The following is a 15,798-nucleotide window of genomic DNA, read 5'->3' as shown; positions in this document are numbered from 1 at the left end:
CGCGGGTGCCGTACGACCGTTTGTCACAATGGGCGGACGTTTGTGCTTCCGTTCACAAAGCGAACGCGCCGCCGGCGCATCTCCCATCGAAGGTGACCCGTGGACCTCAAGACAGCCTCCGCCCTCCGCCGCCTCCGCCTGGTCTCCGCGCCCGAGGCCGTGTCCTTCCTCGTCCTGCTGCTCTGCTCCGTGCTGAAGCGGACCACGGACTTCAACGCGGTGCCGGTGATGGGCGCGATCCACGGTGTCCTGTTCATCCTGTACGTCGTCTTCTGGGCCGACGCCTGGAACCGCGCCAAGTGGAGCCTCGGCACCGCCGCGCTCTACTTCGTCTTCTCGGTCCTGCCCACCGGCGGCTTCTTCGCCGAGCGCAAGCTGCGCCGCGAGGCCGAGAGCGCGGTCATCGCCGCCCGCGCCCGCAAGGAAGGAATCGTGAACGCATGATCGTCGCCTTCTCCGTGACGCCGCTGGGCGTCGGCGAGGACGTGGGGGAGTACGTCGCCGACGCCGTCCGCGTCGTACGGGAGTCCGGACTGCCCAACCGCACCGACGCCATGTTCACCTCGATCGAAGGTGAGTGGGACCAGGTCATGGACGTCGTGAAGCGGGCCGTGGCCGCCGTGGAGGCGCGGGCGCCCCGCGTCTCGCTCGTCCTCAAGGCCGACATCCGGCCGGGCGTCACCGACGGCCTGACCTCCAAGGTGGAGACGGTCGAGCGGCACCTGGCCCGGTAACCCGCTCAAGCCCCCGCCGCCAAAGCGATGCCCAGGGGTGTGCGTCCGTACAGGGCCTGGTGGCCGTAGTGGCGGGTGGTCAGGAGGCCGGCGTCGCGCAGGAGCGTCATCCTGCTGTTCTGGGTGCCGCCGATGTTCTCCGTCGTGCCGGAGGCGCTCGCCGCCCCGTACGCCGACGCGCTCGGTGCCGGATCCACCGGCCTCGGGCTGCTGATGTGCGCGCTGCCGGTCGGGACCGTCGCCGGCGAGCTGTTCGAGGGCGCGTGGCTGCGGCCGGTGGCCCGGGAGCGGATCGCGCTGCCGTGGTGTGCCTCACGCTGCTGCCGTACGTCGGCTACGCCATGCGCCCGGGGCTCGTGGTCTCGCTGCTGCTCCTGCCGGTCTCCGGCGCGGGCGTGGCGTACACGCTGGGTCTGGACCAGTGGTTCGTCCGGGCCGTGCCGGACGAGCTGCGCGGACGGGCCATGACCGTGCTCACTGCGGGGCTGATGACCACCCAGGGCGCGGGCATGGCGCTGGCGGGCGTGGCGGCCGAGGTGGTCGGTACCCGGGCGGCCGTCGCGGGGGCCGGAGTGCTGGGCACGGCGTGCTGCTGTGCCTCGGCGGCACCGGCCTCCCGGTCCTGGCGACCGAAAGCCGAGACGGGGCTGACCGGCATATGACCGGCCGGTAGGGTCGGTGGCGTGCCGAAGCCTCTCAGTCTCCCCTTCGACCCCATCGCCCGTGCCGACGATCTGTGGAAGCAGCGCTGGGGAAACGTGCCGTCGATGGCGGCGATCACCTCGATCATGCGGGCGCAGCAGATTCTGCTGGCCGAGGTCGACGCGGCGGTCAAACCGTACGGGCTGACGTTCGCGCGGTACGAGGCGCTGGTGCTGCTGACCTTCTCCAAGGCCGGCGAGCTGCCGATGTCCAAGATCGGCGAGCGGCTCATGGTGCACCCCACGTCCGTGACGAACACCGTGGACCGCCTGGTGAAGTCGGGCCTGGTGGCCAAGCGCCCCAACCCCAACGACGGCCGCGGCACGCTCGCCGTCATCACCGACAAGGGCCGCGAGGTCGTCGAGGCGGCCACCCGCGACCTGATGGCGATGGACTTCGGCCTCGGTGTGTACGACGCGGAGGAGTGCGGCGAGATCTTCGCGATGCTGCGCCCCCTGCGGGTGGCGGCGCACGATTTCGACGAGGAGTGACCGGGACCTCCGCGAGGAGCGACCCGGGGCAAGATCTCCCGGAACGGGTGGTTACGCTCGTGCGCATGAAGAAAAGCGTGCTGACCCGCTACCGCGTCATGGCCTACGTCACCGGCGTGCTGCTGGTCCTGCTGTGCCTCAGCATGATCGCCAAGTACGGCCTCGACGTAAACGGCGCCGACAGCTTCACCCGCGTCGTGGCCATCGCGCACGGCTGGCTGTACGTGGTCTACCTGGTCTTCGCCTTCGACCTGGGCTCCAAGGCGAAGTGGCCGGTCGGCAAGCAGCTGTGGGTGCTGCTGGCCGGGACGATCCCGACGGCCGCGTTCTTCGTCGAGCGCAGGATCAGCCACGAGCTGGAGGCCAGGGTCGCGGACCCGGCTCCGGCCGCCGCCAAGGCCTAGGTTCCACCGCCGCGCGAGTGACGCGCGGTGGTCTGCCATCGACATTTACTTGGACGTCCTAGTAAATTTGATGGTATGGACGCTCACGCCATCGAGGACGGCCGCCGCCGCTGGCAGGCCCGCTACGACGCCGCGCGCAAGCGCGATGCCGCCGGGGCCCTGGGGGCGAAGCCTCCAGGGAACTGGACACGCACTACGCTCTCCGGCGATCCCGTGGAGCCTGTGTACGGGCCGCGGCCCGGGGACACGTACGAGGGTTTCGAGCGGATCGGCTGGCCCGGGGAGTACCCCTTCACGCGCGGGCTGTATCCGACCGGCTACCGGGGCCGCACCTGGACCATCCGGCAGTTCGCGGGGTTCGGCAACGCCGAGCAGACCAACGAGCGGTACAAGATGATCCTGGCCGCGGGCGGCGGCGGGCTGTCCGTCGCCTTCGACATGCCGACGCTCATGGGCCGTGACTCCGACGACCCGCGCTCGCTCGGCGAGGTCGGCCACTGCGGGGTCGCCATCGACTCGGCCGCCGACATGGAGGTGCTGTTCAAGGACATCCCGCTCGGTGACGTCACGACCTCCATGACCATCAGCGGGCCCGCCGTCCCCGTCTTCTGCATGTACCTCGTCGCCGCCGAGCGGCAGGGCGTGGACCCGTCCGTGCTCAACGGCACGCTGCAGACCGACATCTTCAAGGAGTACATCGCCCAGAAGGAGTGGCTGTTCCAGCCCGAGCCCCATCTGCGGCTGATCGGCGACCTGATGGAGTACTGCGCGGCCGGCATCCCCGCGTACAAGCCGCTGTCCGTCTCCGGCTACCACATCCGCGAGGCCGGCTCGACGGCCGCGCAGGAACTGGCCTACACGCTGGCGGACGGGTTCGGGTACGTGGAGCTGGGGCTCAGCCGGGGCCTCGACGTCGACGTCTTCGCACCGGGCCTCTCCTTCTTCTTCGACGCCCATGTCGATTTCTTCGAGGAGATCGCCAAGTTCCGCGCCGCGCGCCGCATCTGGGCCCGCTGGATGCGGGACGTGTACGGCGCGAAGAGCGAGAAGGCGCAGTGGCTGCGCTTCCACACGCAGACCGCCGGCGTCTCGCTGACCGCCCAGCAGCCGTACAACAACGTGGTCCGTACGGCCGTGGAGGCGCTCGCGGCGGTGCTGGGCGGCACCAACTCGCTGCACACCAACGCCCTGGACGAGACCCTCGCCCTGCCCAGCGAGCAGGCCGCCGAGATCGCTCTGCGCACTCAGCAGGTGCTCATGGAGGAGACCGGGGTCGCCAATGTGGCCGATCCGCTGGGCGGTTCGTGGTACGTCGAGCAGCTCACGGACCGGATCGAGGCCGACGCGGAGAAGATCTTCGACCAGATCAAGGAGCGCGGTCTGCGGGCGCACCCCGACGGGCAGCACCCGATCGGCCCGATCACCTCCGGGATCCTGCGCGGGATCGAGGACGGCTGGTTCACCGGTGAGATCGCCGAGTCCGCGTTCCGCTACCAGCAGGCCCTCGAGAAGGGTGACAAGCGGGTGGTGGGCGTCAACGTCAACACCGGCTCCGTGACCGGCGACCTGGAGATCCTGCGGGTCAGCCACGAGGTCGAGCGGGAGCAGGTGCGAGTGCTCGGCGCACGCCGGGGCACCCGGGACGACGCGGCGGTGCGCACGGCCCTGGACGCCATGCTCGCGGCCGCCAGGTCGGGCGCGAACATGATCGAGCCGATGCTGGACGCGGTGCGCGCCGAGGCCACGCTGGGCGAGATCTGCGGGGTGCTGCGCGACGAGTGGGGCGTCTACACGGAGCCCGCGGGCTTCTGACGGCCGCACGGGACGATCCGCACGGGACGGGCCCGCGGGACACGGACTTCCGTGCCCGCGGGCCCTGTTCGGTCGTCATGCGTCAGAACTGCTCCACGGAGTACGGCTCGACGGTCATCCAGCCGTTGCCCCGGGCGCCGTAGTACGTGCCGTTGTTGCTCTGGGCCAGGGTGTACCAGGAGTCGACGTAGTCGGGGTCGTCGGTCCACCAGTCGTCCGGCATGGCGTCCAGGACCGCGTTCACCAGCGGGATGTAGACGCCCTGGTCGGTGATGGTGAGCAGGGCCGTGGCGATCGCCTTGGCGAGGTCGCGGTAGTTGGTGCTGCCGTCCTCCTCCATCATCACGGCGTCGGCCAGGTTGTACTTGTAGGACGACCAGTTGACCAGGATCTGGTTGGGCCGGTAGACCGTGCCGTCGTTGTCGAGGTACGGCATGTCCACGGGGTCGACGCGGACCTTGCCGTCCAGGCCGAAGCCGGTGACCAGGGTGTAGATCTCGGCGTCGCCCTTGATCCAGGGCTCCTCGTCGTCGGAGAGCTCGACCGCCGTGATCTTCGTGGTCCAGAAGCCGGCGGTGGCGGCCGTGGCCTTCGGCGTGGCCGGGGTGTTCATGGTCCCGGGCGCCGAGGAGGGCACGCCGTCCTTGACCAACTCCTCGCGCAGGACATCCAGTCCGGCCGCCAGTGCCTTGGAGCTGTCGACGTCGACGACGTACACCGGGCGCGTGGGTGCCTTGTGGGCGTCCAGGCGGTGGGCGCGGCCCTGACTGTCGTACGCCGTGACGGTGCCGGCGTCGTCGTCTGCGACGGCCGCGGCGACCCAGGGGGCCGTACCGGCCTTCAGCGCGGCACGCATGGAGCGGTCCCCGAGGCGCAGCCGCAGCAGTGGTCCGGTCTTCGCGTCCAGGCCCTTGGCCGCGGCGATCTCCCGGTCGGCCGCGGCGAGTTGCGACCTCAGCAGGCCGCTCGCCCGGTCGGTGACGGACACCTCGGCCGACTTCAGGGCGGCCGACCGCAGCCGCGTGCGCCACGCGGTGTCGCCGAGCGAGCGCGCGACGGCCCGCGCGGCCCGGTCCTGAGCGCGCGTGACGGCGGTCGCGGTGGCGGAGCGGGAGTGGGCCGCGGAGACGGCCGCGGGGTCGGGGGCCGGGGCCGCGGTGGCCGAGGGCGCGGCGGTCAGGGTCTGGGCCGCGCAGAGGGCGACCAGGGTGGCCGCGGTGGCGGTGAGGGTGCCGCGCCGACGGGGGTGACGAGGTCTCACGAGGATCGATCCTCCCGGATTCGAGTGGTCGGTGACGCACCGTCAGGGGGTGGTGCCGGGTGGAACTGGTCGAACCTGGAACGAGCCTGGAACGAGATCCGTGTGCGATCTATGCGAGTAGATTCCGTGGCCGCCATGGTGACGGGGACATGCCATCAATGCAAGGTCTTCACGGTGCGCGCAGATGAACTTTGCGTACGGCGACGGGAGTCGGGGGCCAGCCGGCCGTCAGCCCTCGGCCGCCGCGAGGCCGCCCAGCAGCACCGCCGTGAAGCGCTGCACCCACTCCTCGTCCACGGGCTGGGCGCTCACCAGGGTGCGGTGGATCACCGCTCCCGCGACCATGTCGAAGATGAGGTCCACTGTGCGGGAGGCCTGCCCGGGGTGCGTTTCCGGCGGCAGCTCGCCGCGCCGCTGCGCCCGCGCCCTGCCCTCCAGGACCAGCCGCTTCTGCCGCTCGACGATGGAGCAGTGGATGCGCTCGCGCAGCGCCTCGTCCCTGATCGACTCCGCGACGACCGCCATCAGCCCGCTCCTGGCCTCGGGCCGGGCGAGGATCGCCGCGAACTGGAGGACCACGCCCTCGACGTCGGCGGCGAGGGTGCCGCAGTCGGGGAGTTCCAGCTCGTCGAACAGCACGGCCACCGCGTCGACGACGAGTTCGTTCTTGCCCGCCCAGCGGCGGTAGAGCGTCGTCTTGGCCACCCCGGCCCGCGTCGCCACGTCCCCCAGCGTGAGCTTCGACCAGCCCAGCTCGACCAGTGCCTCCCGGGTCGCGGCCAGGATCGCGGTGTCCGCGGCGGCGCTGCGGGGGCGGCCCGAACGGGGGGCGGTGGTGCGGCTCTGCATACCGACGACCTTAACCGGCGTTTTATCCGCGGCCGTGAGGGAGATCACCGAGGAGTGGTGTCGCCGCGGGACCCCATGGCATTACGCTACGAGTCGTAGCGAAAGCTCGCGCTGGACGTGCGCGGGCCGACGCGGACGTGCACGCGAACGACGACCGAAGGTGCGTGGGGGGTGGGGACCCGGCACGCGCTTCCACAACGCTTTTCACACACGCGCGGGAACGGGGGAGGATAGACGCATGCAGCCACGGAACATGTCCATGAGCGGCGTCGTCGACCTCGCCGCGGTGAAGGCGGCCCAGGAGGCCAAGGCCAAGGCGGAGCAGGCGCGCGCCGAGGCCGCCCGGCAGGGCGGGACGGGGGCCGTCTCCCCGGCCGACCTCGTCATCGACGTCGATGAGGCGGGATTCGAGCGCGAGGTCCTCCAGCGCTCCGCGGAGGTGCCGGTCGTCATCGACTTCTGGGCCGAGTGGTGTCAGCCCTGCAAGCAGCTGAGCCCGGTCCTGGAGCGACTGGCCGTCGAGTACAACGGCCGCTTCCTGCTCGCCAAGATCGACGTCGACGCCAACCAGATGCTGATGCAGCAGTTCGGGATCCAGGGGATCCCGGCGGTCTTCGCCGTCGTCGCCGGCCAGGCCCTGCCGCTCTTTCAGGGAGCCGCGGGCGAACAGCAGATCCGCCAGACCCTCGACCAGTTGGTGCAGGTCGCCGAGCAGCGCTTCGGGCTGACCGGCCTGACCGTCGATCCGGACGCCGAGCCGGGCGCGGCGCCGGACACCGAAGTGCCGGCCGGGCCGTACGACGCGCTCCTCGAGGCCGCCGTCCAGGCGCTGGACGCCGGTGATCTGGGCGGGGCCGTCCAGGCGTACAAGAACGTGCTGAGCGAAGACCCGGGCAACCCCGAGGCCAAACTCGGCCTGGTGCAGGCCGAGTTGCTCCAGCGGGTACAGGGTCTGGACCCGCAGCAGGTGCGCCGGGACGCGGCCGAGAAGCCGGGTGATGTGCAGGCGCAGATCGCCGCGGCGGACCTGGACCTGGTCGGCGGGCACGTCGAGGACGCCTTCGGGCGGCTCATCGAGACGGTGCAGCGCACGGCGGGGGACGACCGGGAGGCCGTACGGCGCCGGTTGCTGGAGCTGTTCGAGGTCGTCGGGGCCGAGGACCCGCGGGTGATCGGGGCGCGCCGCGCTCTTGCGCGCGCGTTGTTCTGAGCAAGTGCACGAACCGGGCAGAGGCCTCGTTCTGACCAGTTGCTAAACGCAAGGGCATGTGTTGCCCGAGTGAAAGTTCTGCCGACGAGTCGTCAGGGCGGCCGCGCTTTACCAAATCTTGGTAATCGCGGCCGCTGTTACTGGCAGTAAGTCAGGGCCCTTGGTCTGCCCGATTCCGTCCGGATCTCCACCACTTTGCTCTGCCCCTGAATGCCACCCAGTGTTGCGTTCCGGGACCAGCGGGTCGGCGCGCGGTTATCCGGCCGTTACTAGCCAGTAACGAACCCCCTTGTGCGGGCGGCGAGAATGCACCACGATCGGCGACGCTCGGTCCATTCCCGTACTCCCGGCAGCCGGTCGGGTGGCGGGTCCATCTGGGTCCCCACCGAGCAGAGCCGGCGGCAGTGGCGCCGGCTCTAGGACAGGGGGGTCTTCGCCCGACCAGGCGAAGCCTGTCCGGCAGGGTTGTGCGTGATGCGTGTCAGGCGCGACCAGTGGTTGTCGCTCGGGGGTGATCGCCAGTGATCGGTGCGCGGACAGCGCCTCCGGATACGGGCGCTCTCCTTCCCGAGGACGTAGCACTTCTCCCATCTCTGCCCGGCTGAGCCGCCGATGGCCGGTCCGGTCAGGAGATGTACGTCCGAGAAGGAGGAAATATGGAGTCCCAGGTGCGTGGCGGGACCAGATGGAAGCGGTTCGCTGTGGTCATGGTGCCCAGCGTCGCCGCCACGGCGTGTATAGGTGTCGCCCTCGCGCAGGGCGCTCTCGCGGCGTCGTTCAGCGTGTCCGGCCAGTCCTTCAAGGTGACTGCCGACCAGCTGGACGGCAAGGGCTTCGAGCAGTACGGAGCCATGGACTCGGGTTACACGCTCAGTGGTGAGAAGGCACTTCACCCTGTCGCGGTCTCCGCGTTCAACACCGCGAAGATCAAGAACATGTGCCAGTCCGTCGTCACGCCGAACATCCCGGTGCTGGGCTCGGTCAGCCTCACGCTGAAGGCCGGCGCGGACAAGCCGGTCGAGGCGTCGAACCTCTACATCGACGTCGAGGACCTGAGCGCCGACGCGACCTTCCGGGGTCTCGACATCGGTGTGGCCGCCAAGGACGCCAACAAGGGTCCGGGCATCAAGTCGGACGAGGTGGCCAACAAGCAGACCAACCCGTACGGCTTCGCCCAGCAGGCCGACTCGGTCACGCTGACCGGTGTGAAGCAGACGGCGTGGGCCACCACTGCCGGAACCTTCAAGCTCAGCGGTCTGCACATGTCGGTGTCGACCGGAACGCACGAGTGCTACTGAGCGCTCGATGAACGGGCGGGGGCCTCTCGGACCCCCGCCCGTCCACACTCCGGGCGTACTTCACGCGCGGTACACATCACCACCACGGCAACACCGCACCAGGGAGCTGTTTTCGATGAGCGCCGAGACCCCTGCCGCCGCACCCGGCACGTTCACCCGCCGGAGGCTGCGGTTCCGTGACTGGCGGGGAACCCGTCCGTTCTGGGCCGGTCTGTTTGTCTTGCTCAGTGGTTTCCCGATCATGTACTTCCCGTACGCGCACCTCCAGGTCGGCCATCTCACGCTGGCGATGGCGACCACCGCAGGCGCCGGATCCCTGATCATCGGTGTGTTGCTCGTCGTCCTGGGCATCAGTCTCTGGTTTCAGCAGCACGTACGGACCTTCGCGGGAGTCGCTGCGATCCTGCTGGCGCTGGTGTCCCTTCCGGTGTCCAACTTCGGTGGCTTCCTCGTGGGCTTCCTGATGGCACTGATCGGCGGAGCGATGGCCGTGGCCTGGGCGCCGGGTGATTCCGCGGCCGGGAAGGACACCTCCGGCGAGGCTGGTCACTTCGCGGACCCGGACGGCGCCGACGGAGCGAACGACCTGTCAGGAACGAACCCGGCGAACGGGGCGAACGGGAGGCACAGTGCCGGCTGACGAGGTGACCCACGGGACTGATGTGGACGAGTCCCGTGTGAGAACCGGGCCGCGCCACGCGGCACCCAAGAAGCCGCTGTTCACCAGGTTCCACATGCCTGCCGGCAAGACGATCGCCTCGATCGCGATGCCGACCGCGGTCATCGTGGGCATGGGCTTCACGTCCACGCTCGCACTCGCCGCCGGCAACGACTCTTCGCCGTCGGCGTCGAAGAGCCTGACGGCCGACGAGTACAAGGACTGCGTCACCGCGCTGGACGGCTCGAAGGACGCGTCGGCCTCGCCGTCGCCCTCCGCCTCGGCGAGCGCGAGCAAGTCCGCGGACACGGCGACGCCGTCCCCCACGGCGACCTCCGGTGCCAAGGACTCGGCGGACGGCTCCTCCTCGGATTCAGGTTCCGACGAGAAGGCGACGCCGTCCCCGTCCAAGTCGACGTCGACGGGTTCGGGCACGTCGGGTTCCGGCGGCACCGCCACCCCGGCACCGTCCGCGTCCACCGGCGGCGGCCTGCTCGGCGCCGTCGGGGACACGCTGGGCGGCATTCTCGGGGGCGGCGACTCGGGCTCCACCGCGAGCGCGAGCCCCTCTCCGTCGGCGTCCGCTTCGGCGGGCTCCGGCAGCCTCACCGACACCGTCAAGGACACGGTCGACAAGACCACCAAGACGGTCGGGGACACCGTGAAGGACACCACCGACACGGCGTCCAAGGCGGTCGAGGACACCACGAAGACCGTCCAGGACACCACCGAGGAGCTGCAGAAGACGACCGATTCGGTCGCCTCCGCGCTGCCCTCCCCGTCGGCGAGCGGCACGAACGCCGACGACTGCCCGGTGGCCACGGACGAGACCGGCGGCGTCGACAACGAGGTGCCGGTGGCGGACGACCCGTGGTACCTGAACGCCAGTTCGCTGCTGCTCAAGGGCGCCGACTACCAGGGCGTCGTCGAGGTGAAGACGGCCAACGGCACCACCAAGAAGGTGCTGAAGTACGTCATCTCCGAGGGCACCGACATCGGCGACCTGCACCAGACGGTCGACGACAAGCAGTCCGGCAAGACCTACCACGTGCAGGCGTCCAAGGGCTCGACGTCGACGATCCGCGACGGCGACACCGTGATGTACACCGAGAGCATCTCGGGCAACCTGTTCGGTCTGGTCCCCATCACGTTCAGCCCCGACAGCCCGCCGCCGCTGAACATCCCGCTGATCTACTTCACCGACGTGAAGGTGACTCAGGCCGCCCAGTTCGGCGGTTCGCTGCACGTGCCCGGCATGCACGTGTACACGACCGACTGAGCGTCCGCACGAGGCCGTTCGGGAGCCGCAGCACACTGTGTGAGGGCGCCCCCTGTCGCAGGGGGCGCCCTCAGCGGCGTTCCGGAGGCTTCAGCGGGGCGTCAGCCGGCCTCGCCGCCGCCCAGGTGGTGGACGCGGACCATGTTGGTGGTGCCGGGGACGCCGGGGGGCGAGCCGGCCGTGATGATCATGGTGTCGCCCGCGTTGAAGCGGTTGAGCTTGGTGACCTCCTGGTCCACCAGGTCGACCATCTCGTCGGTGCTGTTCACGAACGGCACGACGTGCGACTCCACGCCCCAGCTGAGCGTCAGCTGGTTACGGGTCGACTCGTCGGTGGTGAAGGCGATGATCGGCTGGATCGCGCGGTAGCGGGACAGCCGGCGGGCGGTGTCACCGGACTTGGTGAAGGCGATCAGCCCCTTGCCGCCGAGGAAGTCCGCGATCTCACAGGCGGCGCGGGCGACCGAACCGCCCTGTGTGCGCGGCTTCTTGCCGGGGACGAGGGGCTGCAGGCCCTTGGAGAGCAGCTCCTGCTCGGCCGCCTGGACGATCTTCGACATCGTCTTGACGGTCTCCACCGGGTACGCGCCCACGCTCGACTCGGCCGACAGCATGACCGCGTCGGCGCCGTCCAGGATCGCGTTGGCGACATCGGAGGCCTCGGCGCGGGTCGGGCGGGAGTTGGTGATCATCGACTCCATCATCTGGGTCGCCACGATCACCGGCTTGGCGTTGCGCCGGCACAGCTCGATCAGACGCTTCTGCACCATGGGGACCCGCTCCAGCGGGTACTCGACGGCGAGGTCGCCACGCGCGACCATCACGCTGTCGAACGCCATCACGACGTCCTCCATGTTGTCGACCGCCTGCGGCTTCTCCACCTTGGCGACGACCGGGACGCGGCGGCCCTCCTCGTCCATCACCCGGTGGACGTCCTGGATGTCCTTGGCGTCCCGGACGAACGACAGGGCGACCATGTCGCAGCCCATGCGCAGCGCGAAGCGCAGGTCCTCGACGTCCTTCTCGCTCAGCGCGGGCACGTTGACGGCCGCGCCGGGCAGGTTGATGCCCTTGTGGTCGGAGACGACGCCGCCCTCGATGACGATCGACTTCACCCGCGGACCCTCGACGTCCAGGACCTTCAACTCGACGTTGCCGTCGTTGATCAGGATCTGGTCGCCGCGCGAGACGTCGCCGGGCAGGCCCTTGTACGTCGTGCCGCAGATGTGCTTGTCGCCCGGGACGTCTTCCGTCGTGATGACGAACTCGTCACCCCGCTCCAGCTCGACCGGACCCTCGGCGAAGGTCTCCAGACGGATCTTCGGGCCCTGGAGGTCGGCGAGGACGCCGATGGCACGGCCGGTCTCCTTGGCCGCGGCACGGACGCGGTCGTACCGCACCTGGTGCTCGGCGTGGGTGCCGTGGCTGAAATTGAACCGGGCCACATTCATGCCCGCCTCGATCATGGAGACGAGCATCTCGTGGGAGTCGACCGCGGGGCCGAGAGTACAGACGATTTTCGAACGGCGCATGGGGCGATCCTATCGGTTTGTTTCGCTACGGAATATTCCGTCTGGCGGAAGATACAAGTGAGCGTCTTTATGCTCAGCCGTTCTTTCCCACCAGTGCGTAAGTCTGTGTCGCGATCTCCAGTTCCTCGTCGGTCGGCACCACGGCGACGGCCACCCGCGCGTCGGCCGGTGACACCAGCCGCGGCCGATCGCAGCGCACGGCGTTCAGCTCGCCGTCCACGGCCAGGCCCAGTCCCTCCAGGCCCGCGACCGCAGCCTCCCGCACGGCACTCGCGTTTTCCCCGACTCCCGCTGTGAAGACGACCGCGTCCACCCACCCGAGTACCGCGTAATAGGCACCGATGTACTTCTTCAGGCGGTGAATGTAGATGTCGAAGGCGAGCTCGGCCTGCGCGTCGCCCTCGTCGATCCGGCGCCGGATCTCGCGCATGTCATTGTCGCCGCACAGACCGAACAGTCCGCTTCCCTTGTTGAGAAGAGTGTCGATCTCGTCCATGGACATTCCGCCAACCCGCTGCAAATGGAAGATGACGGCCGGATCCAGATCACCGGAGCGCGTCCCCATCACGAGCCCCTCGAGCGGCGTGAGCCCCATGGACGTGTCCACGCACTTCCCGCCCCGCACCGCCGAGGCCGACGCCCCGTTGCCCAGGTGCAGCACGATCACGTTCACGTCCTCCGGCGTCCTGCCGAGCAGCTTCGCCGTCTCCCGGGAGACGTACGCGTGCGACGTGCCGTGGAAGCCGTAGCGGCGGATGCGGAAACGATCCGCGAGCTTCGGGTCGATCGCGTAACGGGCCGCCGACTCCGGCATCGTCGTGTGGAACGCCGTGTCGAAGACGGCGACCTGGGGCAGGTCCGGGCGCAGCGCCATGGCCGTACGGATCCCCGTGAGGTTGGCCGGGTTGTGCAGCGGCGCGACCGGGACCAGCCGCTCGATCTCGGTGAGCACGTCGTCGTCGACGACCGTCGGCTCGGTGAAGAACAGGCCGCCGTGCACCACGCGGTGCCCGATCGCGGCCAGCTTCGGCGAGTCCAGGCCGACGCCGTCCCTGGCCAGCTCCTCGGCGACCGCCTTGAGGGCGGCGTCGTGGTCGGCGATCGGGCCGTTCTGCTCACGGGTGTCGCCCGACGTCACGCACGTGTGCTTCAGCCGGGGGGTCTGCTCGCCGATCCGCTCCACCAGGCCCACCGCGAGGCGGCGGCTGTCGCGCATGTCCAGCAGCTGGTACTTCAGCGACGACGAACCGGAGTTGAGGACGAGGACGCGGGTGCGGCTCACTGCTCGGTCGCCTTCTGGTCGGGGATCTGGGCCTGGATCGCCGTGATGGCGACCGTGTTGACGATGTCCTGGACGAGCGCGCCCCGGGACAGGTCGTTGACGGGTTTGCGCAGACCCTGCAGGACCGGGCCGACGGCGATCGCGCCGGCCGAGCGCTGCACGGCCTTGTACGTGTTGTTGCCCGTATTGAGGTCCGGGAAGATCAGAACCGTTGCCTGCCCCGCCACCTCGGAGCCCGGCAGCTTGGTCGCCGCGACCGAGGGCTCCACCGCGGCGTCGTACTGGATCGGCCCCTCGATCTTCAGGTCGGGCCGCCGCGAGCGCGCCAGCTCGGTGGCCGTGCGTACCTTGTCGACGTCGGCGCCCGAACCGGACGTACCGGTGGAGTACGAGAGCATCGCGATCCGCGGCTCCACGCCGAACGCCGCGGCCGTGCCCGCGGACTGGATCGCGATGTCCGCCAGCTGCTCGGCGTCCGGGTCCGGGTTGACCGCGCAGTCGCCGTAGACGAGCACCTTGTCGGCGAGGCACATGAAGAAGACCGACGAGACGATCGACGAGTCGGGTTTCGTCTTGATGATCTCGAACGCGGGCCGGATGGTGGCGGCCGTGGAGTGCACCGAGCCAGACACCATGCCGTCGGCCAGGCCCTCCTGGACCATCAGGGTGCCGAAGTAGTTGACGTCCGAGACGACGTCGTACGCCAGCTCCACCGTCGCCCCCCTGTGGGCGCGCAGCCGGGCGTAGATCTGGGCGAAGGAGTCGCGCAGCTCGGAGGCGGCCGGGTCGATCACCTGGGTGTCGCCGAGGTCGATGCCGAGGTCGGCGGCCTTCTTGCGGACCTGGTCGACCGGGCCGAGCAGGGTCAGGTCGCACACGTCCCGGCGCAGCAGCACCTCCGCCGCGCGCAGCACGCGCTCCTCGGTGCCCTCCGGCAGCACGACCCGGCGCCGGTCCGCGCGGGCCTGCTCCAGCAGCTTGTGCTCGAACATCATCGGGGTGACCCGGTCGGTGCTCGGCGCGCTCACCCGCTTGAGCAGGTCACCGGTCTCGACGTACCGCTCGAACAGGCCGAGCGCGGTCTCCGCCTTGCGCGGGGTGGCCGCGTTCAGCTTGCCCTCCAGCGAGAACAGCCGCTCCGCGGTCGGGAAGCTGTTGCCCGGCACGGACAGGACCGGGGTGCCGGGGGCCAGACGGGCGGCGAGGGTGAGGATCTCGTCGCTCGGCACCTCGTCCAGGGTGAGCAGCACACCGGCTATCGGCGGGGTGCCGGCGCTGTGCGCGGCGAGCGAGCCGACGACCAGGTCGGCGCGGTCGCCCGGGGTCACGACCAGGCAGCCCGGGGTCAGCGCGGCGAGCAGGTTGGGCAGCATGGCGCCACCGAAGACGAAGTCGAGCGCGTCCCTGGCCAGCCCCGAGTCGTCGCCGAGCAGCACCTTGGCGTCGAGGGTCTGGCTGATCTGTGCCACTGTCGGTGCGGACAGGGCGGGTTCGTCGGGCACCACGTAGCAGGGCACCGGCAGCCGGCCCGCGAGCCGCTCGGCGATCTCGTCGCGGTCCTCGCGGGCCACCCGGTTGGCGATCATCGCGAGCACGTCGCAGCCCAGGCCGTCGTAGGCCCGGTAGGCGTTGCGGATCTCCGCGCGCACCGACTCGGCGTCCTGCTTGCGGCCGCCCACGACCGGGATCACCGAGGCGCCGAACTCGTTGGCGAGGCGTGCGTTGAGGGACAGTTCGTCCGGCAGCTGGGTGTCGGCGAAGTCGGTACCGAGGACCAGGACCACGTCGTAGTCACGGGCGATCAGGTGGAAACGGTCGACGAGCGTGGACACCAGCTCGTCGGTGCCCCGCTCGGCCTGGAGCGCGGACGCCTCGTGGTAGTCCGTCCCGTACACGGTCGCCGGGTCCTGGGAGAGCCGGTAGCGGCCCCGCAGCAGCTCGAAGAGGCGGTCGGGCTTGTGATGGACGAGCGGACGGAACACCCCGACCCGGTCGACCTGCCGGGTCAGGAGCTCCATGACTCCCAGCTCGACGACCTGGCGGCCGTCGCCGCGGTCGATCCCGGTCACGTACACGCTGCGCGTCACGCGTGCTCTCCGTTTCGTCTTCGACGTCGTTTCCGACCTGGGCCGTTTGCGTCCTCGGCCGTTTTCGTCCGGGTCCGAGGCGGGTCGGATTCGTCATGCGTGCATAAAAATCGCCCACCGAGGTGAGCAGAACCCTCTTGACAATACCCCCGTACGCGGTTAAGGCGCCCGTCAAGAGGGCAGCCGCAACAGCCTCCGC

At 69.7% G+C, this 15,798-nt stretch carries 16 protein-coding genes; 10 read left to right on the top strand and 6 right to left on the bottom strand.

Features of this window, described 5'->3' with window-relative positions; translation table 11 throughout:
• Window positions 1-99: 99 nt before the first annotated feature.
• Together IEZ19_RS26755 and IEZ19_RS26750 are read left to right on the top strand one after the other, a co-directional pair.
• The gene (locus tag IEZ19_RS26755; RefSeq protein WP_189313856.1) at window positions 100-444 is read left to right on the top strand and encodes a DUF3817 domain-containing protein; all 345 of its coding nucleotides are present in this window, start codon (window positions 100-102) and stop codon (window positions 442-444) included.
• Window positions 441-734 (top strand): MTH1187 family thiamine-binding protein, encoded by a 294-nt coding sequence (locus tag IEZ19_RS26750; RefSeq protein WP_189313855.1) that lies wholly within the window; start codon window positions 441-443, stop codon window positions 732-734. Before IEZ19_RS26755 ends, IEZ19_RS26750 begins: the two co-directional genes overlap by 4 nt.
• 5 nt (window positions 735-739) lie before the next feature.
• Here the strand turns inward: IEZ19_RS26750 and IEZ19_RS53590 are convergent, their stop codons facing one another.
• Window positions 740-931, bottom strand: coding sequence for a hypothetical protein (locus IEZ19_RS53590; RefSeq protein WP_373297054.1), 192 nt, complete (start codon window positions 929-931; stop codon window positions 740-742).
• 105 nt (window positions 932-1,036) lie between these two features.
• Here IEZ19_RS53590 and IEZ19_RS53585 point away from each other — a divergent pair, with 105 nt between their 5' ends.
• The 4 genes from IEZ19_RS53585 to icmA all read left to right on the top strand — a co-directional run bounded on the left by IEZ19_RS53585 (window position 1,037) and on the right by icmA (window position 4,143).
• On the top strand, window positions 1,037-1,396 hold the full coding sequence (locus tag IEZ19_RS53585) for a hypothetical protein (RefSeq protein ID WP_373297052.1): 360 nt from the start codon (window positions 1,037-1,039) through the stop codon (window positions 1,394-1,396).
• 21 nt (window positions 1,397-1,417) lie between these two features.
• Window positions 1,418-1,927, top strand: a complete 510-nt coding sequence (locus IEZ19_RS26740; RefSeq protein WP_189313854.1) for a MarR family winged helix-turn-helix transcriptional regulator — start codon at window positions 1,418-1,420, stop codon at window positions 1,925-1,927.
• 65 nt (window positions 1,928-1,992) lie between these two features.
• Window positions 1,993-2,331, top strand: a complete 339-nt coding sequence (locus tag IEZ19_RS26735; protein ID WP_189313853.1) for a DUF3817 domain-containing protein — start codon at window positions 1,993-1,995, stop codon at window positions 2,329-2,331.
• Between the two features lie 75 nt (window positions 2,332-2,406).
• Window positions 2,407-4,143: a coenzyme B12-dependent isobutyryl-CoA mutase large subunit gene (icmA, locus tag IEZ19_RS26730; protein WP_189313852.1), complete on the top strand. Its 1,737-nt coding sequence runs from the start codon at window positions 2,407-2,409 to the stop codon at window positions 4,141-4,143.
• An 82-nt stretch (window positions 4,144-4,225) separates the two neighbouring features.
• Here the strand turns inward: icmA and IEZ19_RS26725 are convergent, their stop codons facing one another.
• A complete protein-coding gene (locus IEZ19_RS26725; protein ID WP_189313851.1) occupies window positions 4,226-5,404 on the bottom strand; it encodes a DUF3103 family protein in 1,179 nt (392 codons plus the stop codon).
• Window positions 5,405-5,632: 228 nt separating this feature from the next.
• On the bottom strand, window positions 5,633-6,253 hold the full coding sequence (locus IEZ19_RS26720) for a TetR/AcrR family transcriptional regulator (protein ID WP_189313850.1): 621 nt from the start codon (window positions 6,251-6,253) through the stop codon (window positions 5,633-5,635).
• Window positions 6,254-6,491: 238 nt separating this feature from the next.
• On the opposite strand from IEZ19_RS26720, the gene IEZ19_RS26715 reads away from it, so the two are divergent.
• The 4 genes from IEZ19_RS26715 to IEZ19_RS26700 all read left to right on the top strand — a co-directional run bounded on the left by IEZ19_RS26715 (window position 6,492) and on the right by IEZ19_RS26700 (window position 10,698).
• Entirely contained in the window at window positions 6,492-7,463 is a 972-nt protein-coding gene (locus IEZ19_RS26715; protein ID WP_189313849.1) for a tetratricopeptide repeat protein, read from the top strand.
• A 656-nt stretch (window positions 7,464-8,119) separates the two neighbouring features.
• The gene (locus tag IEZ19_RS26710; protein WP_189313848.1) at window positions 8,120-8,761 is read left to right on the top strand and encodes a DUF6230 family protein; all 642 of its coding nucleotides are present in this window, start codon (window positions 8,120-8,122) and stop codon (window positions 8,759-8,761) included.
• 115 nt (window positions 8,762-8,876) lie between these two features.
• On the top strand, window positions 8,877-9,401 hold the full coding sequence (locus tag IEZ19_RS26705) for a DUF6114 domain-containing protein (protein WP_189313847.1): 525 nt from the start codon (window positions 8,877-8,879) through the stop codon (window positions 9,399-9,401).
• Window positions 9,391-10,698, top strand: a complete 1,308-nt coding sequence (locus IEZ19_RS26700; protein WP_189313846.1) for a hypothetical protein — start codon at window positions 9,391-9,393, stop codon at window positions 10,696-10,698. Before IEZ19_RS26705 ends, IEZ19_RS26700 begins: the two co-directional genes overlap by 11 nt.
• Before the next feature lie 101 nt (window positions 10,699-10,799).
• Here IEZ19_RS26700 and pyk read toward each other — a convergent pair whose 3' ends face one another.
• The 3 genes from pyk to pta all read right to left on the bottom strand — a co-directional run bounded on the left by pyk (window position 10,800) and on the right by pta (window position 15,599).
• Window positions 10,800-12,230 carry a pyruvate kinase gene (gene pyk, locus IEZ19_RS26695; RefSeq protein ID WP_189313845.1) on the bottom strand — a complete coding sequence of 477 codons (1,431 nt, stop codon included), beginning with the start codon at window positions 12,228-12,230 and terminating at the stop codon, window positions 10,800-10,802.
• Between the two features lie 73 nt (window positions 12,231-12,303).
• Complete coding sequence (locus IEZ19_RS26690) at window positions 12,304-13,512, bottom strand: acetate kinase (protein WP_189313844.1); 1,209 nt, start codon at window positions 13,510-13,512, stop codon at window positions 12,304-12,306.
• Window positions 13,509-15,599, bottom strand: a complete 2,091-nt coding sequence (pta, locus tag IEZ19_RS26685; protein ID WP_189313843.1) for a phosphate acetyltransferase — start codon at window positions 15,597-15,599, stop codon at window positions 13,509-13,511. The genes IEZ19_RS26690 and pta overlap by 4 nt, the downstream gene beginning before the upstream one ends.
• Window positions 15,600-15,798: the final 199 nt, after the last annotated feature.

This window comes from Streptomyces brasiliensis, assembly GCF_014647875.1.
GTDB classification, from domain to species: Bacteria; Actinomycetota; Actinomycetes; order Streptomycetales; family Streptomycetaceae; genus Streptomyces; species Streptomyces brasiliensis.
This window is presented reverse-complemented; position numbering and strand designations above follow the sequence as displayed.